The following is a 22,019-nucleotide window of genomic DNA, read 5'->3' as shown; positions in this document are numbered from 1 at the left end:
CCGCACCCCCACGTAAGGTCCTCCCATGCCCACTTCCGCCCCGTCGGCGACGCACCCGAGCCCGCACATACCGGCGCCGGTCACCGAATCCTCCGGTGACCGGCGTCGGCCCGCCGCGCGTCGGGATCCGTGGCTACTCGCGGTCGTTCTGTTCGTGGCGTACGCGATCGTCTCCGTCGGCCGCTACCGGCACATGGCCAGCCGCTCCTGGGACCTCGGCATCTTCGAGCAGGTCATCCGAGCCTATGCCCACTTCCAGACCCCGGTGGCCGACCTGAAGGGCCCCGGCTTCAACATCCTCGGCGACCACTTCAGCCCGGTCACCGCCCTGCTGGCCCCGCTGTACCGCGTCTTCCCCTCACCGGTCACCCTCCTGCTGGCCCAGGCCGCCCTGTTCGCCCTGTCCGCCGTACCGGTCACCCGCGCCGCCGCCCGGCTGCTCGGGCGCCACCGCGGCCTCGCGCTCGGCATCGCCTACGGACTGTCCTGGGGCCTCCAACGCGCCGTCGACTTCGACTTCCACGAGATCTGCTTCGCGCTCCCGCTGATCGCCTTCGCCCTGGAAGCGATCCTCGCGGAGCGCTGGCGCGCCGCCCTGCTGTGGGCCCTGCCGCTGGTGCTGGTGAAGGAGGACCTGGGCGCGACGGCCGCCGCGATCGCCGCGGTCGTCGCATGGCGCACCCGGCACACCCGGCGCTCCTCGCAGCGGACGTTCTGGTACGCGCTCGGCGTCGCCGTCTTCGGCGTCCTGGCCACGGCGATCACCCTCACCGTCGTCATACCGGCCTTCAACAGCACCGGCGCCTACGACTACTGGAACAAGGTGAGCGGTACGGGCGGCGGCCCCTTCGACGGCATCGACACCAAGCTCCGCACCCTCGCCTGGCTGCTGATCCCCACCACCGGCCTGCTCGCCCTGCGCTCCCCGCTGCTCCTGGTCGCCGTGCCGACCCTCGGCTGGCGCTTCGTGTCCTCCGACCCGCACTACTGGGGCACCGACTGGCACTACAGCGCGGTCCTCATGCCGGTCGTCATGCTGGCCCTCGCCGACGCGCTCGCCCGCACCAGCAACAGTCAACGGCCCTGGCTGCGTTCGTACACCGTCCACCTGCCCGCCGCCGTGCTCGCGGCCGCGCTCGCCCTGACGACCTCGCTGCCGCTCGCCCAGCTGGCCGAGTCATCCGACATCTACCGCAAACCGGCCCCGGTGAAGGCCGTGGAAGGGCTGCTCGCGCGGATTCCGGACGGGGCGACCGTGGAGTCCGACATCGGCGCGATCAACCGCCTCACCTCGCGCTGCCGGGTCTTCTGGATCACCAACACGCAAGGGATCAACCCACAGTTCATCGCCCTGAACAACGTCGGCGGAAACTACGGAGACCCGGTCGGCTACGCCCACCAGCTCCACCCGAACGCCAAGTACACGATCATGGGCGAAACCAACGGCTACGTCGTACTGCAGCGGCAGAACTGACCGCCCGCCCGAGCCCCGGCACAGCCGCCGCAGCCGGCGCGGTTGCCGTGGCGGCCGTGGCCGACACGGCGCGCCGGGCCCGGTCCCGAAGGCCTCCGCCTCCGGAACCGGGCCCGTCCCCCGCGCTCGCCCGCCACCCCCGCTCCCCCGTTGCCCCGTGTCCCCCGTGGCCTGTGGTTTCAGGACGTCGACTTCGTCGGCTACTCCGTGGCGATCGCGTTCAGGACGTTCATCCGCCCCGCCCGGAACGCCGGGACGAGTGCCGCGAACAGTCCCACGAACGCCGACCCGGCGAAGACCGCGACGATCGTCGGCCAGGGGATCTCGAGAACCATCAGGCCCTCCAGGGCGAGCAGCTTCTGGGCCGTCGCGCCCCAGCCCATGCCCAGACCCAGGCCCAGCAGGGCACCGAAGAGGGCGATGACCACGGACTCCAAGCGGATCATGCGGCGCAGCTGGCGGCGCGAGAGGCCGATCGCCCGCATCAGGCCGATCTCCCTGGTGCGCTCCACCACCGACAGGGCCAGCGTGTTCACCACACCCAGGATCGCGACGATGATCGCCAGGGCCAGCAGGCCGTAGATCATGTTCAGCAACTGGCCTATCTGGTCCTTCAGGGCCTCCTTGTAGTCGGTCTGGTCGCGCACGGTGTACTGCGGATAGTCGTGCAGCGACGACTTCAGCGCCTTGTACGCGGCGTCCTGCTGCCCGTCCTTGGCCGCCGCGAAGACAATGGAGTCCAGCGGCATCTTGTCGGCCGGGACGTACTTGGCGAGCGTGTCGATGGCGGTGTACATCGCGCCCGCGTCGATCACGACGTCGCTGCTGGTGATCGCCCGGACCGTCAGACGGGCCGTGGAGCCGTCCTTGAACGCCACCTCGATCCGGGAGCCGAGGCTGATGCCGTGGTCCTTGGCGAACTTCTCGTGCACGGACATCGAGTCGGGCCGGTAGGCGTCCTTGAGGTTCCCGGCGACGGTCTCGGTGCTCAGGTCGGTCGCGTACGACGGGTCGGCCGCGGTGATCGCCGTGTCCTTGAGGGTCTTGCCGTCGGGCGTGGTGAAGTCGGCCTCGGTCCACTTGTACTCGGTGACCCGTTCAAGACCCGGCGTCGACTTCACCGCCTGCACGGCCTGCGGGGTGAGCAGTTGGCCGTTGTCGGACTGGACGATGAAGTCGGTGCCGACGGTCTTGTCGAGCTGGTCGGTGGCGGAGGCCACCATCGAGGAGCCGACCACCGACAGGCAGGCGACCAGCGCCAGGCCGATCATCAGCGCGGCGCCCGTCGCGCCGGTGCGGCGCGGGTTGCGCAGGGCGTTGCGCTCGGCCATCCGGCCCACGGGGCCGAAGACCCGTAGCAGGACCGCGCCGAGGACCCGGACCACGCCGCCCGCGAGCAGCGGGCCGATGACGACGAAGCCGATCAGGCTCAGCACCACGCCCAGGCCCAGCCACAGCGAGCCGTCCTTGGCCTTGTCGGCCTCGGCCGTCAGGTACAGGGCGTAGCCGCCGGCGCCGGTGAGGACGGTGCCGATGAGGGCCCGTATCCAGCCCGCCTTGGCGTCCGCGGGAGCGCCGGCGTCGCGCAGTGCCGCCATCGGGGAGATCTTGCCGGCGCGCCGGGCGGGCAGGTAGGCAGCCAGGACGGTGACGACCACGCCGAGGAGCAGTCCGGTCGCCGGGGTCGTCCAGGCCACCGTCAGGTCGTCCGTGGACAGCTCCATGCCCATGGAGCCCATGAGTTTCATCAGGCCGACCGCGAGGCCGACGCCCGCGCCGACGCCGAGGACGGAGCCGAAGACGCCGAGCAGCAGTGCCTCGGCCAGCACGGAGCGGTTGACCTGCTTACGGGACGAGCCGATGGCCCGCATCAGGCCGATCTCCCTGGTGCGCTGGGCGACCAGCATGGAGAAGGTGTTGATGATCAGGAAGACGCCGACGAGGAAGGCGATCCCGGCGAAGCCGAGCATCGCGTACTTCATGACGTTCATGAAGCCCTCGACGTCCTTCTGGTTGGCGTCGGCGGTCTCCTGGGCGGTCTTCACCTGGTAGTCGCCGCCGAGTCCGGCCGCGACGTTCTTCTTCAGCTGCGCGTCGGTCACTCCGGGCGCGGCCGTGACGTTGACGTTGGTGTAGACGCCGCTCTGTCCGACGAGCGCCTGCTGGGCCGTCTTCGTATCCAGGTAGAAGATCGCGGCGCCGGGGTTGGTGACGGTGAAGTCGGCGATGCCGGAGATCTTCGCCTGGTGGGTGCCGACCGCGCTGATCACGCCGATCTCGTCGCCGAGCTTCAGGTGGTGCTTGTCGGCGGTGTCGGCGTCGACCATCACCTGGCCGGGACCCTTGGGCGCCGCACCGGAGGTGATCTTCATGGTGCGGGCGTCGTTGCCGTTCCAGCTGCCGACGATGGTCGGGGCGCCGCTGGAGGGCGACAGGTTGTCCTTGTCGGCGTCGACGACGGTCACGGAGGTGGAGAAGACGGTCCCCTCCGCCGACTTCACGCCCTGGGACTTCCGGACCTCGCCGACCACGGAGGCCGGCATGACCGGTGGCTTGCCGTTGTCGGCGGAGGTCTCGCCGCTGTCGGAGGCGCCCTTCGCGCTCACCGTGACATCGGAGGAGGTCGCGGCGAAGAGCTTGTCGAACGTCGTGCTCATGGTGTCGGTGAACACGAGCGTGCCGCACACGAACGCCACCGACAGCAGGACCGCCACCGCCGACAGGGCCATGCGCCCCTTGTGCGCGAAGAAGTTGCGCATCGAGGTCTTCATGACGGTCATGACGTGCGTCCCCGGGCGTCGAAGTCCTTCATACGGTCCAGGACCTGCTCGGCGGTGGGCTGGTACATCTCGTCGACGATGCGGCCGTCGGCGAGGTACAGCACCCGGTCCGCGTAGCTGGCGGCCACCGGGTCGTGCGTGACCATCACGATGGTCTGGCCCAGTTCGTCGACCGAGCGGCGCAGGAAGCCGAGCACTTCGGCGCCCGCGCGCGAGTCGAGGTTTCCGGTCGGCTCGTCACCGAAGATGATCTCCGGGCGGGCGGCGAGGGCCCGGGCCACGGCGACGCGCTGCTGCTGGCCGCCGGACAGCTGGGTGGGCCGGTGCCTGAGCCGGTCGGCGAGGCCGACGGTCTCCACGACCCGCGTCAGCCACTGCTTGTCGGGCTTGCGGCCGGCGATGTCCGTGGGCAGCGTGATGTTCTCGATCGCGTTCAGCGTCGGCAGCAGGTTGAACGCCTGGAAGATGAACCCGATCCGGTCCCGGCGCAGCTGGGTGAGCTTCTTGTCCTTCAGGCCGGTGATCTCGGTCTCGTCGAGGTAGATCTGCCCGGACGTGACCGTGTCGAGCCCGGCCAGGCAGTGCATCAGCGTCGACTTGCCGGACCCCGAAGGGCCCATGATCGCGGTGAACTGGCCGCGGGCGATGTCCACGTCGACGTGGTCGAGGGCGACGACGCGCGTCTCCCCGGATCCGTAGGCCTTCACGACCTGCCGCGCCCGCGCGGCAACGGCCGTACGCCCTCCAGTACCCCCGTGCCTGGGAATGGTCACAGCCGATGTCACGGTATATCTCCTATATCGGTCAGCAGGTGAGAGGAGGCCGCCCAGGATCGACAGCCGGTTGGTGCGAGTTCGTTCGACGCGATTGAGTGTGGCGGTGAATTGGGGTCGTGCGCGCTGGTGTTCAGCGCACACTTTTCCTGCGGAAAACCCCACCCCCGCCCCTGCGGTTCACCGCCCCCGAGCGGCGTAAAGCCAGGTTAAGGACGACCCGCTGTCCATCTCGTCCTCCGGCGGTACGAACCCTCCCCGACCCGTAGTACGGAGGTACCCCTAGGGGCAGTCCACCGCCGGGTGGAGACCTTCTCGGGGTCGGCTCCACCCGGCGGCCCACTCAGGCTCCACCCTCCCGCAACGTCAGGGTCAAGTGGGAAGCTGTCGGACGGCAGGTACATGCAAGGGACAGCAACCAGTCCGGCGCCAGGGCCGGGGCAAGGGGGGCTCCGGGGTGGGCAGCGCCAGACCCGCGGCGCGCGACGCCGCAGGACCCGCCGCGACCGGCCGGCGCGGTGCCGTCGTCGCCGCGCTGATGCTGGCGATGGCGCTGGCGGCACTCGACTCCACCATCGTCTCGACGGCCGTCCCGCAGATTGTCGGCGATCTCGGCGGCTTCTCCGTCTTCTCCTGGCTCTTCTCCGGCTATCTGCTGGCCGTGACGGTCACGCTGCCCGTCTACGGCAAGCTCTCCGACGCCTTCGGCCGCAAACCGGTCCTCGTCGCCGGCGCGGCCGTCTTCCTGCTGGGCTCGCTGCTGTGCGCGCTGGCGTGGAACATGGGGGCGCTCATCGCCTTCCGCGTCGTACAGGGCCTGGGCGGCGGGGCCCTGCAGGGCACGGTGCAGACCCTCGCCGCCGACCTGTACCCGCTCAAGGAGCGCCCCAGGATCCAGGCCAGGCTGTCCACGGTGTGGGCGCCAACGGGGTGCTGGCCGCGCGGCTCGGCGGCGCGAGCGACCTCGACTCGGTGACGCGCGCGCTGGACGCGGGCACCGTGCCGGAGGGAACGCGGCGGGCGGTCGCCGACGCCGTGCACGCGGTCTATCTGGGGGCGGCGGGCGCGGCGGCGCTGGCGTTCCTGGTGCTGCTGGTGCTGGCGCCGCGGACATTCCCGGTGCTCAAGGACTGAGCGTTCCGTATCCTCCCGCCCATGGTGAACCTGGAGCGGCTGCGCGCCGATCACGCGGAGGCGCTGCTGGCTTTCGAGCGGGAGAACCGCGCGTACTTCGCCCGCTCCGTGCCGGACCGTGGGGACGCCTACTTCACGCGGTCCGGTTTCGCCGCCCGCCACCGGGCCTTGCTCGACGAGCAGCACGCGCGCGTGTGCCACTTCCACGTCGTCGTGGACGATGACGGCCGCATCGTCGGCCGCGTCAACCTGGTCGACGTCGAGGCCGGCTCCGCCGAACTCGGCTACCGGGTGGGCGAGAGCGCGGCGGGCCGGGGCGTGGCGACGGCGGCGGTAGCGCAGGTGTGCCGGACGGCTGCCGTGGAGTACGGGCTGGCCTCGCTCACCGCCGTCACCACCCACGACAACCCGGCATCCCAGGCCGTGCTCGCCCGCAACGGCTTCACCCGAGTCGAGGACACCGTCGTGGGCGGCCGCCCGGGAGCCCGCTACGTACTCCGGCTGAACACATGAACCGACTGCCGCTCGGGACCGGGTCCGCGCACCTGAGCGAGGCCGCGCGGCGCGGTGACGGGCCTGCACGCGTCCCCTAGGGTCCGACCCCCATGCGTTTCGGGGGCGTGCCACTCTTGCGGGTGACGCGCTGCGGCGGTCGGTCCGTGTGTGCTTGAGGCATGGCATTCAGCAGGCGCACGGCGCCGGCGGCGGGCCTCGACGCGGTGGTGGCCGCAGGGCGGCTCGGCTCGGGCGGCGGCGCCGACGGAGGTGGAGGTCACGGTGCAGGGGGAAGCTGCGGTGCGGACGAACATGCGGGTGGTGCGGGACCGAAGGGCAGGCGGGGGACGGTATCTGCGGCTGGTGCCGAACGAGCCGCCCCCGGACGGAGGTTGGTTCGCCACCTACGCCGTGCGCGCGCCGGGAGATGTCGCCGCGCCGCGAGATGACCCTCGCGCGCGTGTCCGCGCTGACGGTGGGCGCCCCCGCGACTCTCCCGTTCACCACGACCGGCCCGGTCACCATCCCGCTCGGCTTCGCCTTCGGCCGGCTCGGCACGGTGGCCTCCGGCCGCAGGAAGGCCAAGGAGCAGCGGCGGCAGTACGGGGCGGTGGAGGGCCGGATCCGGGCGGGCGCCGTACGGAGGGGGAGGTACCCATATGGAGGGGGAGGTGACCCATATGACGGAGGCGGCGACACGCGCGGATGCGGAGGTGCGCCGGGCGGAGGCGTCCAAGGCGGTGTCACTCCAGCGCCGCGTTGCCCGTCAGCGCGATCAGGCTGGCGCGTACGTGGTCCATCTGCGCCTGCATGTCGTCCCACACCTCCCCGTGCTCGCGCAGCACCCGCTCGGTCTCCCGCGCGATGTGCTCCTCCCGCACACGCGCCTCGGCGATCACCTCCGCCGCCCGGGCCTGCGCCTCCTCCTCGGCGCGCCGCGCCGCCTCCTCGGCGTCGGCGAAGGCCTGGTTCGCCTCCGACAGCGCGCCCTCGGCCTGCGCCCCCAGCTCCGCCTCCCGCGCCTGAAGGGCCGCCGCCCGCTCGGCGTCCGCCCGCTCGGCCTCGGCCCACCGCTCGGCGTGCTCCTTGGCCTGCTCGGCCAGCATCCCGGAGGTGCGCTGCCGCATCTCGCGCAGTGCGGCCAGCGCCTCGCCCCGGCCCGCCTTCACCTCATGCCGGGCGCTGATCCGCATCTCGTCGGCCTCGGCGCGCGCCGCGAGAAGGCGCTGCCGGGCGCGCTCGTCGGCATCGGCGCGTACGGCCTCGGCGTCGGCCTGAGCCGCCTCACGCACACCGGTCGCGTGCGCCTGCGCCTCCTCCACCAGCTGCCGCGCCTCCTGCCGTGCCCCTTCCTGCATGGCCGTGGCCTCCTCCTGCCCCAGCTGGAACAGGCGCTGGGCACACTCCCCGAGCGCCTCGTAGGTCTGCGGCGCGAGCTGCGCCACGGTCTCCCGCAGCCGCACCAACTCCTCCTCCATCTCCCGGGCGAGGACGGTGAGACGGGCGGCCCGCTCCCAGGCCGCGTCACGATCCCGGGAGAGGCCGGTGGCGTACGCGTCGGCCTGTGCGGGACGGTAGCCGCGCCCGCGTACCGCGACGAAACCGTGGGGCGACACCGATGTGCTGCTCATCCTGGAACCCTCTCCACCAGACGCACACGAAATCGAACAAGAATGAGGGGACGATTTCGGGCACATCTTGATGGATCTGGTGGAAAGGTTCATAATGCGACACTCCGCACAGAGGTCACAGCGGAGGTCACGGTGTGCCCGGGGCGGCCCCCTTCGGGTCAGCCCCAGGAGGTGCCCGAGTGCTCCCGGATCGTCGTGTTGATGCGGTTGAAGAAGTCCGTGAGCGCGACGGTGAGGATCAGCGCGGGCAGTTCCTTCTCGCCGAAGTGTTCGGCCACCTCACCCCACAGCGCGTCCGGCACCGACTCCTGCGAGCGGTCCGCGAGCCGCGTCACCGACTCCGCCAGCTGGAGCACGGCCCGCTCGGCGTCGCTGAAGGACGGCGCCTCGCGCCAGGCGGCGACCGACGCGATGCGCTCCTCGCTCGTCCGAGCTACCGATGCCGTCGCGCCCGGGAGGACGTACGCCGGGTTCTGCATCCGTGTGACAGCCCGGCCGGAGACCATCCCGGCCGCGGACACGAAAGAGCCGGGCCCGGTCGCCTCTCGGGTCGGCCGGGCCCGGCTCGTCGGGTCGCGTCAGCGGCGGTACATCACAGCAGCCCGTCCCACATCTGCTCCAGCAGCACCGACCACCAGCTCTCCGGGGAACCGAGCGCCGCCGGGTCCAGGGAGGCCAGCTGGGCCTGGAAGTCGACGGTCCAGCGGCCCGCCTGCTCCTGGTTCAGCCCGAACCGCAGCCGCCACATCCGGCCGAGCAGCCCGAGGCAGCGCTGGAACTCCGGCAGGCCCGTGTTCACGAACTGCGGCGGTACGGGCGCACCGCCCGGCCCCGCCTCCACGGGCACGGCGACGATGTTCGCCGTCCCGTACTGCACGCACAGCGCCTTGCCGAAGTCGCTGCCCAGCACCAGGTACGAGCCCGCGTCCGAGGCCGGCTGCACCCCGCGCTCGGCCGCCAGCTCCGCCAGCGTCGGCACCGGCCGCCCCGGCCGGGCCTGTGCCCAGAAGAACGGCCCCATGTCCATCGGCAGACCCGCCGCGACCAGCGAGTGCGCCACGACCGGCGGCACGCCCTGCCGGGACACCGCGGCCTGCTCGAACCGGAAGATCCCCGGACCGAAGGCCGCCGCCAGCTCCTGCCCGACGGCCTCCGGCGCGAGCGGCGGCACCGGCTGCACCGGCGGCAGCGGCGCACGCACCGGCGCCGGGCGGGCCGGGCCATCGGCGACCTGGTGCAACTCACCCTGATGCGCGAGTAGTTGCTGCATGCCCTGCTGCCGGCTCGCATGATCCGTGCCGTACGGGGCGATGGAGGTGATGCGCGCCTGCGGCCACTGCTCGCGGATCATCCGCGCGCAGTACGCGCCCGGCAGCTCGCACGACTCCAGCTCCGTGTGCAGCTCCAGGACCCGGTCCGGGGGCACGTTCATGGCCCGCAGCTCGTGGAAGATCTGCCACTCCGGGTGCGGCGTGCCCGGCGCCGAACGCCGGATCAGCTGCTGCTCGGAACCGTCCTGCGCGCGGTAGCGCAGCACGGCCTGGTAGCCGGGGCCGACGGTCGGCGGTCCGGGGGGCTGCTGCGGGTAGCCGTACGCCGGTGGCTGCTGGCCGGGCATGGGCGGCTGACCCGGGGCGTGCGGCCCGGGGGGCGGCATGGGCGGGGGTGCGGCCGGAGCACCAGGGGTGCCGGGAGCCGCTGGGGCGCCGTGGGGTCCGGGTACGGCGGGCGCGCCGGGAGCCGCCGGGCCTCCGTGGGCTCCGGATGCGGCGGGCGCGCCAGGGGCGCCGGGTGCGCCGGGCATGCCGGGGGGACTCGGGGGCGGCGGCGTTCCGGGGCCGCCCGGCCCGGCGGGGGCGCCGGGGGCCTGCGGCGGCGGAGGGGTGCCGGGGCCGCCCGACGGGGGCGCGGCCAGTACCGTCTCCGCGTGGTGCACGGGACCGGAGCCGCCCCCCGAAGTGCCGTGCGCGCCAGGCGGCTTGGGTGCACCGGGGGCGCCCGGGACGCCAGGCGCGCCGGGCGGAGGCGGCGGTGTCGAGCCGCCACCCGACCGACCGGGGTCGGCGAGCATCGTGGCGGCGTGGTGCACCCCGCCCGGCGGCGTACCACCAGGCGCGTTCGGTGCACCGGGTGCGCCGGGCGGGTTCGGGGCGCCCGGAGGCTGCGGAGCACCCGGCGGGGTCGGCGCACCAGGTGCGGCCGGAGTACCGGGCGGCGTCGGCGTACCAGGCGGAGGAGCGGTACCGGGCGGAGTCGAGGCACCCGGCGGCACAGGCGTACCGGAGGGCGTCGGCGTACCCGGGGCCTGCGGCGCGCCGGGGCTCTCGGAGCCACCGAGCGACGACACGAGCTGCGTCGGCACGTAACCGCCCGCGGGGGTGCCCGGCGCACCGGGACCGGACTGCGGCGGCGTGCTCCCCGGCTGCGCACCCGGCGCCCCCGGAGCTCCCGGCGGAGGCGGCGTGGTCGAAACCCCGCCACGCCCACGGCGCGAGGACGGCGCCGCCTTGCTCGTCGCGGCGTCGGCGATGTCCCCGGCGTTCGGCGCCAGCGGCCGCCCCGGCGCACCCGGCCCGGTCGGCGGCTGCGAGCCCTGCGGATAGCCGTACGACGACCCACCCGGCGCAGGCGGAGGCGTACTGCCCTGCGGCCCACCCGAAGACGACCCGCCAGGCCCACCGGGCGCACCCTGCGGGAACCCGTACCCGACCCCGCCCGGCGGAGGCGCACCCGACCCCTGCGGATAGCCGTACGACGACCCACCCGGCGCAGGCGGAGGCGTACTGCCCTGCGGCCCACCCGGAGGCGGCGGACCAGGTGTGCCCTGCGGATAGCCGTACGACGACCGACCCGGCGCAGGCGGCGGCGTGCTCCCCTGCGGCGCACCCGGGGGCGGCGCGCCGGGACCGCCCGCAGACGGCGCACCCGGCGTCGGACCCGGGGCACCCGGCACCGGCGCCCCCTGCGAACCCCCCGGCGCAGCCGAGGCGTTCGGGTCGTCGATCGCCGGGGCCACGGCCGTCGGCGGGAGCTGACTGCCGCCCGACATCAGCGCCGTCTTGACATCCGGCGTCGCGGACGGCGGCGGCGTGCCGTCGTCGGCACCGCTCAACGGCGGCGCGAACACGGTCTCGGGCAGCGATACGGAACGGTCCTCACCGGCATCCGCGTTCGTGTCCGTACCGGCCCACGGCGTCGCCCCGGCGGGCACACCCGGCGCACCGGGCACCCCACCCGCAGGCATCGACGCCGACGAACCGGACGGCGCATCACCACCACCGGCACCAGACCCGGCAGCGGCAGCCGCAGCCACCCCCGCACCCGAACCAGAAGTAGAACCAGACCCGGATCCGGCCCCCGCGGGGACACCCGACGGCGCACCCCCGGGCGCCCCAGCCTGCGTCCCCGGAAGCGACCCGCCCCCGGAATCCCCGCCGGCACACGGACCGGCCCCAGAACCGGCACCCGGCCCGGAACCAACACCGGCACCCCGGCCCCCGCTACCCTCGTCGTCCCTCTCCCCACCCCGCCGATCCGGAATCCCCAGCTTGTCCGCCGCCTCCTGCAACCACTCCGGCGGAGTCAGCAGGAACGACGTCTGGTTCAGATCCACCCGCACCGGAGCGGCCGGCGCCGGCGTGGCGGACGAGTCAGGGCGGCCGTACTCCTCCTCGTACCGGCGGATCACCTCGCCCACCGGCAGCGCGGGCCACAGCGTGGCCTCGCCGCTGTCCCGGGCGATCACCAGCCGATGCGCACCGCCGTCCGACCGCGGCCCGTCCGACCGGTCCTCGCCCCACACCACGAACCCGAGCTCGAACTCCCGCACCCGCACCTCACGATGCTGGTACGACGGCACATCCCCGTTGATCCACTCTTCGGCGCGCTCCTGCGCCTGTGCGAACGTCACCATCGTCGACCTCACTCCCCCACCGAAGACGCAGAAGACACCGGCACGGACCGCGCGAAACCGCCGTCCACCATCAGGTTCGCCACCGTCTCCAGCTCCGGCGGCGACCCCGCCAGCCGCGACAGAAACGCGTCGAAATCCTCACCGCACGGCAGCAGCAGCCGCTCCACCCGCTCCGGAGCCGTCCACGAGGGATCCACGTCCCGCGCATCGTCGTACGCGCAGAACCACACCGAACCGATCCGCTCGCCCTTCACCTTCACGGCCAGCAGACCGCCCTGCACGAACCCCACACCCAGATAGTCCTTGGTCAGATGGTCCCGCAGGCACTTGTTGACGTACACGAGGTCGTTGACCGCCGCCTCGTCCCGCACCGTGAACAACGGCTGGTCCACCAGCAGACCCAGCTCCGCGTCCAGCGCCGTCCCGGCCGGCGCACAACCGCCCGCCGCCTTCAGAAAGGAGCGGTACGCACCCGGCAGCCGGTACCCGAGATCCTCCTCGACCCCCTGCACCTGCTGCTCCGTCACCGCCACACCCGACTTCGGCAGCCCGAAATGCACGGGACGGGTCTCCTGCAGGGGCCGCGTGCCGCGCTTGGCCTGGTCCACCGCGGCCGTCGCGATCCCGCCGTGATGCCGCAGCAGCGCCTTCACCTCGACCGGCACCAGCTCCAGCCGCCGCATCCCTGCCACGTGATGCCACGTCCAGCCGTGCGGCGTCGCCACCGCGGGCACCGTGTCCCACAGCTCGTGCCCCGACGCCGCCAGCGCCGCGTTCGCCGACACATAGTCCGTCAGCCGCAACTCGTCGACCCCGAAACCCTCCGGCGGGTCCGCGATCTCCGCGGCCGCCCGCGCATAGGGCGAGAAGTCGGGGTAACCACGCTCGTCCACCCGCACCCCTCTCGGGTGACGGGCAGCCCGGACCGGATCCGGGAAGTGCACGACCTGCCCGGCGTAGGCCGCGTTCGGCGGCGCGGCTTGTTGCCCGAGCCGACCTGTCGTCATGGCGGTTGCCCCCTGCGGCACTCTGTACGACCCGTACCCACCCCCACGGGTGCACTACGGCCCGTATCGACTGTCACGTCTGCCTTTCGGCTTCTCGTCCACACGTGCTGTCCACACGTGCTGTCCACACGTGCTGTCCACACATGGTTACCGCACGCGCTTTCCCACGCTCCGCCCATACGACGACACGCGTCGACCGCATGGATCGCGGTGCCGACAGCCTATGCGGTACGCCGACGCCGGTCACCGGCACCAGTCACCGCCCCCTCCGCTTCCGTGACCAGCCGTCACCCTCCCGTGACAGCCTGCCCAAACCCGGGCGTGTCGCCCGCCCCAGCTTCCGCACCAGCCACGCCATTTGGCAGTCTGTGACCCCCGGGGGGATGCTCAGGAGGGGATGATGATCATGAGCGCGACGCAGACGGGCCCACACACGGGCCGCTCCGGCGACCCCCGCACCGACGGCCCCGCAGGCGACCCCCGCATCGGCTGGAGCGCCACCGACACCCCCCACACCCCCGTCCTCCACCACCGCCGCGACGGCATCCTGCCCACCGTCGCCGCCGCCCTCTCCGTCCGCGGCGCCACCCTCACCGGCACCGCCGCACGCGGCGACACACCCCCCGCCCTGCACCCCCTCGTCCAGGACTTCCTCGACACCCTCACCAGCGGCCAGCGCGACCGCTTCACCGGCAGATGCGCCGAAACCATCCTCATCTCCCGGCACATCGCCGCCGCCGACGCCGCCCGCAGCAAACGCGCCGCCCGCAAACCCATGACCAACGGCGAAGCCCGCAAAGCCCTCAAACAGGCCAAACTCACCGCCCGCCGCATCCGCGAGGACGGCGACCCCCTGCACGGCAGCTTCGCCACCCCCTGCCGCGCCTGCACCGCCCTCAGCGCCCACTTCGGCGTCCGCATCGTCGACCCCACCGCAACCGGCTGACACCCGCGACCAGCGCGTCAGCACCGCACGACGATCGAAGGGCCGATGCACACCGACCGCACCTCCACCACCCGCTTCCCCGTCCCCGTCGACGCCGCCCTGCGCGCCGCCGGCTGGCAGCCCGGACGCTGGGACATCAAGCAGGCCGAGATCTGGGCCGACACCCTGCGCGAACACACCTCACCCGCCGGACACCGCCACACCGTCTTCCCCGCCTCCGTGGAAGCCTGGGCCGAATTCGGCGGCCTGCACATCACCCCCACCGGCCCCGGCCGCCAGGTCGCCCCCGCAGCCCTCCACCTCGACCCCCTGCACGGCCTCCACATGGCCCGCACCCTCGGCGACCTCGGCCGCGCCCTCGACACCGAGGTCTGCCCCCTCGGCGCCGAAACCGACACCCAGGCCCTCCTCGCCATCGACACCGAAGGCCGCGTCTACACCCTCGACCACACCGGCGACTGGTACCTCGGCCCCGACATCGACCACGCCCTGGCCACCCTCGTCGCCGGCATCGAACCCGTACGACTCACCGCAGGCTGACACCACCGGTGGCCACGGCACCCCGCCACGGCACCCCGCCACGACGCCCGCCCCACGACGGCACCCTCCACTGCGAGGCCCGTTCTACGACAGCGCCCACCACGCCGGCACCGCCTACGCCGCCGGAATCACCGCCGACACCCGAAATCCCCCCGCATCCGTCGGCCCCGACACGAACACACCACCCAGCGCCGAAACCCGCTCCTTCATCCCCACCAGACCATTCCCCCCGGACGGCAACCCCACCGACCCCGCCGACGCCACTTCCGGCGGCGGCTCGTTCTCCACCTGCATCGCGATCTCCGACGACCGATGCGCCAACCGCACATGCGTCTTCGCCCCCGCCGCATGCTTGTGCACGTTCGTCAACGCCTCCTGCACCACCCGATACGCCGTCTGCTCGACCTCCGGCGCATACGACCGCACCTCACCCTCCACCGACAGATCCACCACCATCCCCGCCGCCGCCGACTGCCCCACCAACTCGTCCAACTCCGACAGACACGGCCCCTCCACCCCGGCGCCCTCATCATCCACCGCACGCGACGCCGCCGCGGCCGCCGCCGCACCCACCGCCGCCAACGGCACCGACGCCGCACGCTCACGACGCCGCCCCGACTCCTCACCACTGCGCAGCACCCCGAGCATCTCCCGCAACTCGGTCAGCGCCTGCCGCCCCATGTCCCCCACCAGCGCCGCGTTCTTCACGGCCTTCTCCGGATCCTTCCGGGCAACGGCCTGCAACGCCGCGGCATGCACCACCATCAGACTCACCCGATGCGCCACCACGTCATGCATCTCACGCGCGATCCGCGTCCGCTCCTCGTTCCGCGCCCACTCGGCCCGCTCCTCCGCACGCTCCGCCAACAACTGAAGCTCACGCTCCAGGCTGTCCGCACGCTCCCGCAGACTCTCCATCAGCCGCCGCCGCGCCCCCACATACAGACCCAGCAGCAACGGCGGAGCCGTCAGCCCCAGCGAAATCGTGATCGCCGCGAACGGCACGAACCACTCACCGAGATTCTGATCCCCCCGCGCCCCGCTCTGCTGCACCCGCACGAACGTCACGACGAGCATCCCCACCAGGGACATCCCCGCCAGCGACGCGATGATCCGCCGCGGCAGCTCCGACGCGGCCAGCGTGTACAGACCGACCACGCCCATCAGAAAACCCATCCACGCCGGCGCGACGGCGATCGACACCAGCACCACCGCGATCGGCCACTTCCGCCGCACCACCAGTACGGAACCGGCCAGCAGACCGAACAACACCCCCGCGCCCGCCGGAATCCCCGCCTCCTTGGCGAACGGATACCCCTCGATGCCCGCCTCCAGCGCGGACACCACAGCCAGGCTCACATCCAGCAGCGCACTGCGGCGCCGATCCCACCACAACGGCCCTCCCCGGGCCGTCGCGGGCTCTTCCCCCGTCGTGGTCATGCCTCCAGCCTACGGGCGCCGCGCCCCGCTTTTCCGGCGAGTTCGCCGACAGGCCTACACCACACTCCGTGACCGACCGGCTGCGAAACGACCCGAAAATCCCTCGAACTGCTGAATCGCTCACCGCGTTCGACCCCGGAACCCATCATTCCGCCCGGACGGTATGCCTATGGCACATACCAGCGACAAATACGCCGACTTCGAAGGCCTGCGGGAACGGGCGGTTTCGCTGCGGCGCGCAGGACTCAGCCGACGCCAGATCCGCGACCGGCTGCACGTCGACAACAACGACATCCTCAGCCGCCTCCTGGAGGGCGAACCGCCCCCGGAGTGGACCAGGCGCCCGAACGCCAAGGACGACCTGAGGCAGAAGGCGAGGGAACTCCGGCTCCAGGGCTGGACCTACGACCAGATCCAGGTGGAGCTGGGGTGCTCGAAGAGTTCGATCTCGTTGTGGGTACGGGATCTGCCGAAACCGGAACGCAAGCGCAGCCCCGAGGAGGCGGCAGCGATCGCCCGGCGCGGCTGGGAGGCGAAGCTGCATCTGAGGGACGAGGAGCGACAGCGCGCCAAGGAGGCCGCCAAGCAGGCGGTCGGAGACCTCTCGGCGCGGGAGCTGTTCCTGGTGGGCGTGGGCCTCTATTGGGCCGAGGGCGGCAAAGACAAGCCGTACGACCGCCGCGAGAACGTCGCCTTCGTCAACAGCGACCCCGGCATGATCAAGGTCTTTCTCGCCTGGCTCGACCTCCTCGGCGTCGAACGCGAGCGCCTGCGGTTCAACGTCATGATCCACGAGACCGCAGACGTGGCGGGCGCCGAGCAGTACTGGGCCGACCTCGTGGGCGCCGACCGCTGCACGTTCAACAAGACAACCCTCAAGAAGTACAACCCCAAGACGTTCCGCAAGAACGTCGGCGACACCTACCGAGGCTGCCTGGTGATCAAAGTCCTGAAGGGAGCGGACTTGTACCGTCGCATCGAAGGCTCTTGGTACGGCATAGTGTTGGGAGCCGCCCAGCCGGTTGGCGAGATGTCCGATTAGCCGGGTTTATGGTCCCCTGTGGTGTAATAGGCAACACTGTCCACTTTGGATGGATCGTTCCAGGTTCGAGTCCTGGCAGGGGAGCAACTGCACAGTTCGGGTCCTGACCGGTGATCCTTCGGCCAGGACCCGCACCCATATCCTCCCCGAATCCCCCCGGTATCCTGCGGATGTCCACCCCCACCCCTCCATAGCCGAAGGGCATCCCGTGAGCGCCAACCGCCCGGCAGCCGTCGTCGTTCTTGCAGCGGGTGAGGGCACCCGTATGAAGTCGGCCACACCGAAGGTTCTGCACGAGATCTGTGGCCGTTCGCTGGTGGGCCATGTGCTGGCCGCCGCGCGTGAGTTGCAGCCCGAGCATCTGGTCGTCGTGGTCGGTCACGCGCGGGAGAAGGTGACCGCACATCTGGCCGAGGTGGACGCCGAGGTGCGGACCGCCGTCCAGGCCGAGCAGAACGGCACGGGGCATGCCGTGCGGATGGGCCTGGACGAGCTCGGCGGTTCGGCGGACGGCACTGTGGTCGTCGTATGCGGGGACACTCCGCTGCTCACCGGCGAGACGCTGCGCCGGCTCGCGCAGACGCACCGTGCGGACGGCAACGCCGTCACCGTACTGACCGCCGAGGTCCCGGACGCGACCGGTTACGGCCGTATCGTGCGGGACGACGCCTCGGGCGCCGTGACGGCGATCGTGGAGCACAAGGACGCGACCGAGGTGCAGCGGGTGATCCGGGAGATCAACTCGGGGGTGTTCGCGTTCGACGGGGAACTGCTCGCCGATGCGCTGAAGAAGGTGCGTACGGACAACAGTCAGGGTGAGGAGTACCTGACGGATGTGCTCGGGATTCTGCGCGAGGCGGGGCACCGTGTGGGGGCCTGTGTGGCCGCGGATCATCGGGAGATCGCCGGGATCAACAACCGGGTGCAGTTGGCGCAGGCGCGGCGGATTCTCAATGACCGCCTGCTGACGCGGGCGATGCTCGGTGGGGTCACGGTCGTCGATCCGGCGACGACGTGGGTGGACGTGACCGTCTCGTTCGAGCAGGACGTGGTGGTGCATCCGGGCACGCAGCTGCATGGGTCGACTCACCTCGGCGAGGGCTCGGAGGTCGGGCCCGATTCGCGGCTGACGGACACGCGGGTGGGTGCGGGTGCGCGGGTGGACAACACAGTCGCCCTGGGCGCGGAGATCGGGCCGGAGGCGTCTGTGGGGCCGTATGCGTATCTGCGGCCGGGGACGCGGCTGGGGCTCAGGGGCAAGATCGGTACGTACGTCGAGACGAAGAACGCGTCCATCGGGGAGAGCACCAAGGTGCCGCATCTGTCCTATGTCGGTGATGCGACGATCGGTGAGCACACGAACATCGGTGCCGCGAGTGTGTTTGTGAACTACGACGGGCAGGAAAAGCACCACACGACGGTGGGCTCTCATTGCCGTACCGGTTCGGACAACATGTTTGTGGCGCCTGTCACGGTTGGGGACGGTGCTTACACGGCTGCCGGCTCTGTGATCACGAAGGATGTGCCGCCCGGTTCGCTGGCTGTGGCCCGTGGTCAGCAGCGGAATATCGAGGGTTGGGTGGCTCGTAAGCGTCCGGGGAGTGCGGCTGCGAAGGCGGCTGAGGCGGCTTCCCGGGCGGCGGCCGAGGAGGGCTGACCGGAGACCGGTGCGGCAAAGTCGGCGTACCGTGATAAGTGCACATCCCCACCCCACCAGCTGAGACGGCCGTTGACTACCCAGCTGTGACGGTCTGTCCGCATCCAGCTGCAACCTCTGAGGAGAAAGTGCTGTGACCGGGATCAAGACGACCGGCGAGAAGAAGTTGATGTTCTTCTCCGGCCGCGCCCACCCCGAGCTTGCCGAGGAGGTCGCCCACGAGCTGGGTGTCGGGGTTGTCCCGACGAAGGCCTTCGACTTCGCGAACGGCGAGATCTATGTGCGGTATCAGGAGTCGGCGCGTGGTGCGGACTGTTTCCTGATCCAGAGCCACACGGCTCCGATCAACAAGTGGATCATGGAGCAGTTGATCATGATCGACGCGTTGAAGCGTGCGTCGGCTCGCTCCATCACGGTCATCGTGCCGTTCTACGGTTACGCGCGGCAGGACAAGAAGCACCGGGGGCGTGAACCTATTTCGGCGCGTCTGATCGCGGACATGATGAAGTCGGCGGGTGCGGACCGGATCCTCACGGTGGATCTGCACACGGACCAGATTCAGGGCTTCTTCGACGGCCCGGTGGATCATCTGTTCGCGTTGCCGCTGTTGGCGGACTATGTCGGTACGAAGGTCGACAAGGAGAAGCTTACGGTGGTCTCGCCGGACGCCGGCCGGGTCCGGGTGGCGGACCGCTGGTGTGACCGGCTTGGTGCGCCGCTGGCGATCGTGCACAAGCGGCGGGACAAGGACGTGGCGAACCAGGTGACCGTCCACGAGGTGGTGGGTGAGGTCAAGGGCCGCGTGTGTGTGCTGGTGGACGACATGATCGACACGGGTGGGACGATCTGTGCGGCGGCGGACGCGTTGTTCGCGCACGGGGCCGAGGATGTCATCGTCACCGCGACGCACGGTGTGCTGTCGGGGCCGGCGGCGGACCGGTTGAAGAACTCTCGGGTGAGTGAGTTCGTGTTCACGAACACGTTGCCGACGCCGGGTGAGCTGAGCCGGGATCTGGACAAGATCTCGGTGCTGTCGATCGCGCCGACGATCGCGAGCGCGGTGCGTGAGGTGTTCGAGGACGGTTCGGTGACGAGTCTGTTCGACGAGCAGTAGGCGTCACGAGAGATCGTTTTGGGTGCGGCCTCCCGCTCCGAGTAGACTGTTGCAGTTGCTCGGCGAGGGAGGCCGTACCGCTTCTTCAGGAGGCTCGTACGGCGGTCCGTAATCGACGCGCTCTTCGTAGCAGGCCGTTCGTGGCCGGGTGACCACGTCCGTTTCTGACTTCGAGGAGTGATCATGTCCGAGGTGAAGATTTCCGCCGAGCCGCGCAGCGAGTTCGGCAAGGGTGCGGCGCGTCGTATCCGTCGTGACAGCAAGGTTCCGGGTGTGCTGTACGGGCATGGTGGGGACCCGCTGCACCTGACGCTGCCGGGTCACGACCTGCTGATGGCGCTGCGTACGCCGAACGTGCTGATCTCGCTGGACATCGAGGGCAAGACCGAGCTCTGCATCCCGAAGGCCGTGCAGCGCGACGTCCTGCGCCAGGGCGTCCTCACCCACGTCGACCTGCTGATCGTGAAGAGCGGCGAGAAGGTCAACGTCGAGATTCCGGTGCACACCGAGGGTGAGCTGGCGCCGGGTGGCAACCTGCTGGAGCACGTGCTGGACGCGCTTCCGGTGCTGGCCGAGGCGACGCACATCCCCGAGTCCGTGACGGTCTCGATCGATGGCCTGACGTCCGGTGACTCCGTGCAGGCCAAGGACATCACCCTGCCGTCCGGTGTGACGCTGGACGTGGACGAGGACGCGGTGGTGCTGCAGGTCCTGTCCGCGCAGGCGGAGGAGGCGCCGGAGGGCGCCGAGGGCGAGGCCGAAGAGGTCGCCGAGGCCTGATCCTCGCCGGCCGTTCTCGACGGTCGTCGGCCGCTGTTCCCGTGCGGGGCAGCGGCCGACGCGTATGAAGGAGACATGGACGTGACGACCGACGCCAATGCCCCGTGGCTGATCGTGGGCCTCGGCAATCCGGGGGCGGAGTACGCCATGAACCGGCACAACGTCGGGTTCATGGTGGCCGATCTGCTGGCCGAGCGGATCGGGGGGAGGTTCAAGCGGGCGAGCAGGGCGCAGGCGCAGGTGGTTGAGGGGCGGATCGGGCCGCCGGGGCCGGCCAACCGGCGGTTGGTGCTGGCGAAGCCGATGTCGTTCATGAATCTGTCGGGCGGTCCGGTGAACGCGCTGCGGGACTTCTACAAGGTGCCGGTGGCGAACGTCGTCGCGATTCACGACGAGTTGGACATCGACTACGGGGCGCTGCGGTTGAAGCTGGGCGGCGGGGACAACGGGCACAACGGGCTGAAGTCGGTCACGAAGGCGATGGGTTCGGAGTATCACCGGGTGCGGTTCGGGATCGGGCGGCCTCCGGGCCGGATGCAGGTGGCCGACTACGTGCTGAAGGATTTCTCGTCCGCGGAGCGCAAGGAGCTGGACTACTTCGTGGACCGGGCGGCGGACGCGGTGGAGTGTCTGGTGATCGAGGGGTTGGAGCGGGCGCAAAGCACGTACAACTCCTGACTTGTCCCCCGCTGGAGTTGACCGACCGCGGGAGCATGGCCAAGTATCGCCGCCATGCCTTCTGCGGTCTCCTCCTCTCAGGGCGCATTCGCCGCGCTGCGGTTCGGGCGGTTCGCGGTGATGGGTGTGGTCGCGGCGCTGATTCTCGTCGCGGGTGTGTGGGCGTCGTGGGGGACGGCGCAGTACGTGATGCTGACCAAGGGGCGTGAGCGCGGCACGATCGAGGTGACGCGGTGTGGTGCGGAGACCTGTACGGGGCCGTACACGCCGTTGTCCGAGGGGTCGCGGGCGCGGGCGCGGGTGGTCATCGAGCGGTCGGCTGCCGTGGAGAAGGGTCAGACGTACACGGTGGTGGTGAAGCCGGGCAGTGCGGAGGTGGTCCGTTCCGGTCCGGCCGGGATCCTGTACGCGTGGGTGCCGATGGGTGGTGCGCTGCTGCTGGCGTCGGTGGTGGTGGCGGGGGGTCTGCTGCGGACGCGGCTGGCGTGGGTGATGGGCGGCATGGGGTTTGCTGTGGTCACGGCGGCGTGGGCCGTGCTGTGACCGGCCCTGGCATCGACGGTGTGTTCGGTCGGTCTCCTGTGCGTTCCCTGATCGTTACAAGGGATCATTGAG

The 22,019-nt window shown here is 71.0% G+C and carries 18 protein-coding genes, 1 tRNA gene and 1 pseudogene; 13 read left to right on the top strand and 7 right to left on the bottom strand.

Translation table 11 applies throughout. The features are described 5' to 3' along the window. The first annotated feature begins 25 nt into the window (after positions 1-25). Positions 26-1,474, top strand: coding sequence for a DUF2079 domain-containing protein (locus tag H8R17_RS21510; protein ID WP_187824840.1), 1,449 nt, complete (start codon positions 26-28; stop codon positions 1,472-1,474). A gap of 200 nt (positions 1,475-1,674) precedes the next feature. Here H8R17_RS21510 and H8R17_RS21505 read toward each other — a convergent pair whose 3' ends face one another. Together H8R17_RS21505 and H8R17_RS21500 are read right to left on the bottom strand one after the other, a co-directional pair. Continuing rightward, complete coding sequence (locus H8R17_RS21505) at positions 1,675-4,254, bottom strand: ABC transporter permease (protein ID WP_187824839.1); 2,580 nt, start codon at positions 4,252-4,254, stop codon at positions 1,675-1,677. Continuing rightward, complete coding sequence (locus H8R17_RS21500; RefSeq protein ID WP_187824838.1) at positions 4,251-5,039, bottom strand: ABC transporter ATP-binding protein; 789 nt, start codon at positions 5,037-5,039, stop codon at positions 4,251-4,253. The genes H8R17_RS21505 and H8R17_RS21500 overlap by 4 nt, the downstream gene beginning before the upstream one ends. Before the next feature lie 445 nt (positions 5,040-5,484). On the opposite strand from H8R17_RS21500, the pseudogene H8R17_RS21495 reads away from it, so the two are divergent. From H8R17_RS21495 to H8R17_RS21490, 3 genes and pseudogenes are all read left to right on the top strand, one after another. Continuing rightward, positions 5,485-5,949: pseudogene (locus tag H8R17_RS21495) on the top strand (MFS transporter); the annotation flags it as partial. A gap of 50 nt (positions 5,950-5,999) precedes the next feature. After that, positions 6,000-6,161 (top strand): hypothetical protein, encoded by a 162-nt coding sequence (locus tag H8R17_RS49330; protein WP_399477058.1) that lies wholly within the window; start codon positions 6,000-6,002, stop codon positions 6,159-6,161. Positions 6,162-6,182: 21 nt separating this feature from the next. After that, a complete protein-coding gene (locus H8R17_RS21490) occupies positions 6,183-6,674 on the top strand; it encodes a GNAT family N-acetyltransferase (RefSeq protein ID WP_187824837.1) in 492 nt (163 codons plus the stop codon). Between the two features lie 725 nt (positions 6,675-7,399). Here H8R17_RS21490 and H8R17_RS21485 read toward each other — a convergent pair. The 4 genes from H8R17_RS21485 to H8R17_RS21470 form a co-directional block, all read right to left on the bottom strand. Beyond that, positions 7,400-8,287 carry a cellulose-binding protein gene (locus H8R17_RS21485; protein WP_187824836.1) on the bottom strand — a complete coding sequence of 296 codons (888 nt, stop codon included), beginning with the start codon at positions 8,285-8,287 and terminating at the stop codon, positions 7,400-7,402. Between the two features lie 158 nt (positions 8,288-8,445). After that, positions 8,446-8,808 (bottom strand): carboxymuconolactone decarboxylase family protein, encoded by a 363-nt coding sequence (locus H8R17_RS21480; protein WP_187824835.1) that lies wholly within the window; start codon positions 8,806-8,808, stop codon positions 8,446-8,448. Between the two features lie 71 nt (positions 8,809-8,879). Beyond that, complete coding sequence (locus tag H8R17_RS21475; RefSeq protein ID WP_187824834.1) at positions 8,880-12,200, bottom strand: SUKH-4 family immunity protein; 3,321 nt, start codon at positions 12,198-12,200, stop codon at positions 8,880-8,882. A gap of 8 nt (positions 12,201-12,208) precedes the next feature. Next, complete coding sequence (locus H8R17_RS21470) at positions 12,209-13,207, bottom strand: SMI1/KNR4 family protein (protein WP_187824833.1); 999 nt, start codon at positions 13,205-13,207, stop codon at positions 12,209-12,211. A gap of 406 nt (positions 13,208-13,613) precedes the next feature. Between H8R17_RS21470 and H8R17_RS21465 the strand changes: the two genes are divergently transcribed. Then, positions 13,614-14,153 (top strand): YwqJ-related putative deaminase, encoded by a 540-nt coding sequence (locus H8R17_RS21465; RefSeq protein WP_187824832.1) that lies wholly within the window; start codon positions 13,614-13,616, stop codon positions 14,151-14,153. Between the two features lie 45 nt (positions 14,154-14,198). Further along, on the top strand, positions 14,199-14,693 hold the full coding sequence (locus H8R17_RS21460; RefSeq protein WP_187824831.1) for an SUKH-3 domain-containing protein: 495 nt from the start codon (positions 14,199-14,201) through the stop codon (positions 14,691-14,693). A 114-nt stretch (positions 14,694-14,807) separates the two neighbouring features. Here the strand turns inward: H8R17_RS21460 and H8R17_RS21455 are convergent, their stop codons facing one another. After that, complete coding sequence (locus tag H8R17_RS21455; protein ID WP_187824830.1) at positions 14,808-16,133, bottom strand: sensor histidine kinase; 1,326 nt, start codon at positions 16,131-16,133, stop codon at positions 14,808-14,810. 169 nt (positions 16,134-16,302) lie between these two features. Here H8R17_RS21455 and H8R17_RS21450 point away from each other — a divergent pair, with 169 nt between their 5' ends. The 7 genes from H8R17_RS21450 (at position 16,303) to H8R17_RS21420 (ending at position 21,947) form a co-directional block, all read left to right on the top strand. Next, on the top strand, positions 16,303-17,175 hold the full coding sequence (locus H8R17_RS21450; protein ID WP_187824829.1) for a hypothetical protein: 873 nt from the start codon (positions 16,303-16,305) through the stop codon (positions 17,173-17,175). Positions 17,176-17,187: 12 nt separating this feature from the next. Next, a tRNA-Gln gene (locus H8R17_RS21445) sits at positions 17,188-17,259 on the top strand. 124 nt (positions 17,260-17,383) lie between these two features. After that, positions 17,384-18,832, top strand: coding sequence for a bifunctional UDP-N-acetylglucosamine diphosphorylase/glucosamine-1-phosphate N-acetyltransferase GlmU (gene glmU / locus H8R17_RS21440; RefSeq protein WP_187824828.1), 1,449 nt, complete (start codon positions 17,384-17,386; stop codon positions 18,830-18,832). A gap of 133 nt (positions 18,833-18,965) precedes the next feature. After that, the gene (locus H8R17_RS21435; protein WP_187824827.1) at positions 18,966-19,946 is read left to right on the top strand and encodes a ribose-phosphate diphosphokinase; all 981 of its coding nucleotides are present in this window, start codon (positions 18,966-18,968) and stop codon (positions 19,944-19,946) included. A 183-nt stretch (positions 19,947-20,129) separates the two neighbouring features. Further along, positions 20,130-20,726, top strand: a complete 597-nt coding sequence (locus tag H8R17_RS21430) for a 50S ribosomal protein L25/general stress protein Ctc (RefSeq protein ID WP_187824826.1) — start codon at positions 20,130-20,132, stop codon at positions 20,724-20,726. Positions 20,727-20,801: 75 nt separating this feature from the next. Then, positions 20,802-21,404, top strand: coding sequence for an aminoacyl-tRNA hydrolase (gene pth / locus H8R17_RS21425; protein WP_187824825.1), 603 nt, complete (start codon positions 20,802-20,804; stop codon positions 21,402-21,404). A 54-nt stretch (positions 21,405-21,458) separates the two neighbouring features. Continuing rightward, the gene (locus tag H8R17_RS21420; protein ID WP_187824824.1) at positions 21,459-21,947 is read left to right on the top strand and encodes a hypothetical protein; all 489 of its coding nucleotides are present in this window, start codon (positions 21,459-21,461) and stop codon (positions 21,945-21,947) included. Positions 21,948-22,019: the final 72 nt, after the last annotated feature.

The sequence above is a fragment of the Streptomyces sp. TRM68367 genome, assembly GCF_014495685.1.
GTDB lineage: Bacteria > Actinomycetota > Actinomycetes > Streptomycetales > Streptomycetaceae > Streptomyces.
This window is presented reverse-complemented; position numbering and strand designations above follow the sequence as displayed.

Bases quoted from the DNA above. Each gene is read 5' to 3' on its own strand.
- H8R17_RS21430 (WP_187824826.1), top strand. From the start codon at position 20,130: ATGTCCGAGGTGAAGATTTCCGCCGAGCCGCGCAGCGAGTTCGGCAAG.
- H8R17_RS21510 (WP_187824840.1), top strand. From the start codon at position 26: ATGCCCACTTCCGCCCCGTCGGCGACGCACCCGAGCCCGCACATACCG.
- H8R17_RS21460 (WP_187824831.1), top strand. From the start codon at position 14,199: ATGCACACCGACCGCACCTCCACCACCCGCTTCCCCGTCCCCGTCGAC.
- H8R17_RS21490 (WP_187824837.1), top strand. From the start codon at position 6,183: ATGGTGAACCTGGAGCGGCTGCGCGCCGATCACGCGGAGGCGCTGCTG.
- H8R17_RS21420 (WP_187824824.1), top strand. From the start codon at position 21,459: ATGCCTTCTGCGGTCTCCTCCTCTCAGGGCGCATTCGCCGCGCTGCGG.
- H8R17_RS21470 (WP_187824833.1), bottom strand. From the start codon at position 13,207: ATGACGACAGGTCGGCTCGGGCAACAAGCCGCGCCGCCGAACGCGGCC.
- pth (WP_187824825.1), top strand. From the start codon at position 20,802: ATGGACGTGACGACCGACGCCAATGCCCCGTGGCTGATCGTGGGCCTC.
- H8R17_RS21475 (WP_187824834.1), bottom strand. From the start codon at position 12,200: ATGGTGACGTTCGCACAGGCGCAGGAGCGCGCCGAAGAGTGGATCAAC.
- H8R17_RS21485 (WP_187824836.1), bottom strand. From the start codon at position 8,287: ATGAGCAGCACATCGGTGTCGCCCCACGGTTTCGTCGCGGTACGCGGG.
- H8R17_RS21455 (WP_187824830.1), bottom strand. From the start codon at position 16,133: ATGACCACGACGGGGGAAGAGCCCGCGACGGCCCGGGGAGGGCCGTTG.
- H8R17_RS21465 (WP_187824832.1), top strand. From the start codon at position 13,614: ATGAGCGCGACGCAGACGGGCCCACACACGGGCCGCTCCGGCGACCCC.
- H8R17_RS21505 (WP_187824839.1), bottom strand. From the start codon at position 4,254: ATGACCGTCATGAAGACCTCGATGCGCAACTTCTTCGCGCACAAGGGG.
- H8R17_RS21450 (WP_187824829.1), top strand. From the start codon at position 16,303: ATGGCACATACCAGCGACAAATACGCCGACTTCGAAGGCCTGCGGGAA.